The organism is Falsiroseomonas oryziterrae (genome assembly GCF_021864505.1).
GTDB lineage: Bacteria > Pseudomonadota > Alphaproteobacteria > Acetobacterales > Acetobacteraceae > Falsiroseomonas > Falsiroseomonas oryziterrae.
Genome location: NZ_JAKJIB010000595.1, coordinates 1 through 1,150, shown reverse-complemented (window position 1 = coordinate 1,150; position 1,150 = coordinate 1). Strand labels below are relative to the sequence as shown.

Below are 1,150 nucleotides of genomic sequence, written 5' to 3'. Positions count from 1 at the left end.
GCCCGGCCGGCGGCGGTGCCGCGCCAGCCGCCGCGCCGCCTGCCCGGCCAGGGCGCGGCGCGTCCAGCGCGGCCGTGGCAGCACGGCGATCGGCGTTTCCCTCGCCAGCCTGTCCCACCCGGCCCAACGCGGCAGTTGCACCAGATTGTCGGCGCCGATGACGAAGACGAAGCGGGCGCGCGGGAAGCGCCGCCGCAGGCCGCGCAGCGTGTCCAGCGTGAAGATGGTGCCGAGCGAGCGCTCGATGTCGGTCGCGCGGATCCGCCGCCCGTCGGCCACCGCACGGGCCGAGGCCAGCCGCTGCGCCAGCGGCGCCATCCCTGCGCGCGGCTTCAGCGGATTGCCCGGCGAGACCATCAGCCAGACCTCGTCGAGGCGCAGCGCGCGGCGCACCGCCTCCGCCACGTGGCGATGGCCGTCATGCGCCGGGTTGAAGCTGCCGCCGAGCAGCCCGATCCGCCGCCGCCGCCGGTCGCCGCGCGGGTTCAGGGTCATTGCAGCCGGACGCCCACCTGCACCGGCGCCGCGGCCAGTCCCGCATAGGTCGCGGTGAACTCGCCCGGCACCGCCGGCACGGCGGGCACCAGGCCGGCGATCGCGACGTGGTCGCCCGCATGCAGCCGCCGCCCCTGCTCCTTCAGGTCGCGCACCAGCCAGGCGAGCGCCGCGAGCGGATGCCCCGGCCCGGCGGCGCCGGTTCCCTGCGCCAGCGGCCCGGTGCCGTCGGACAGCGTGATCGCCACCTCGCCAAGTGCGCGTGCGAAGCCGGGCGTGGCCTCTGCCCGGATCGGCTCGCCCAGCACGCCGAGCCGCGTGCCGAGATTGACCGAGAGCCTGAGCGCCGGCGACCAGGGCGCGGCCGGGCCGTGCACCAGGTCGGGCAGCTCGAGGAAGGGCAGCACCGCCTCGACATGGCGCAGGAGGACAAGCGGGTCGTCGCCGGCCTCGTTCACGCCCTCGTCGCCGATGCGGAGCACGAGGCCGGGCGCCAGCATCGGCACGATGCCGAACCGCGCGGGCAAGGCGGGCGCGGCGCCGGAAGGGAAGGTCTCGCGCGCGCGCTCGCGCAGCGTGCCGAAGAACAGCGCGCCGGCGACAGGGGGCGGGGGCGGGGCGGCGGGGCCGACCTTCCAGGCGACCTGGAGGCCCC

General features: G+C 77.5%; 1 protein-coding gene and 1 pseudogene. Both read right to left on the bottom strand.

All coding sequences use genetic code 11. The annotated features are described in order from the left end of the window. The coding region (locus L2I40_RS23465; RefSeq protein WP_237217763.1) for a nicotinate-nucleotide adenylyltransferase at positions 1–495 on the bottom strand (495 nt) is incomplete at its 3' end. Further along, positions 492–1,150: pseudogene (locus L2I40_RS23460) on the bottom strand (hypothetical protein); the annotation flags it as partial. The gene L2I40_RS23465 and the pseudogene L2I40_RS23460, both read right to left, overlap by 4 nt.